Origin of the sequence: Acinetobacter sp. AL9 (assembly GCF_041464035.1) — a bacterium.
Classification (GTDB): Bacteria; Pseudomonadota; Gammaproteobacteria; order Pseudomonadales; family Moraxellaceae; genus Acinetobacter; species Acinetobacter towneri.
Genome location: NZ_JAYFSK010000301.1, coordinates 1 through 225 on the forward strand (window position 1 = coordinate 1; position 225 = coordinate 225).

The 225-nt window shown below is 48.0% G+C and carries 1 protein-coding gene; it reads right to left on the reverse strand.

The window, feature by feature from the left end:
- Positions 1 to 85 precede the first annotated feature (85 nt).
- Positions 86 to 223: an IS66 family insertion sequence element accessory protein TnpB gene (gene tnpB / locus ACEO2X_RS14810; protein WP_002011497.1), complete on the reverse strand. Its 138-nt coding sequence runs from the start codon at positions 221 to 223 to the stop codon at positions 86 to 88.
- Positions 224 to 225 lie beyond the last annotated feature (2 nt).

Below are 225 nucleotides of genomic sequence, written 5' to 3' on the forward strand. Positions count from 1 at the left end.
AGCGTATTCATGACCGCAGTATGCCTGAGGTCATGAAGAGAATGAAATAGAACGTTTGGAGGATGGCAGAATGGTCGAGCTTGGTTTAGAGCATATTCACCACTTGCTGCAATCCAATTCTCTGCCAGGGCAAACCTTGGATTAATGCCTGTAACTGTTCCGGGCTGAGGGCCACGGTTTCACCTTGGTGAACTTGAGCCCAGTGAAATTTACCCTGTTCCAAAC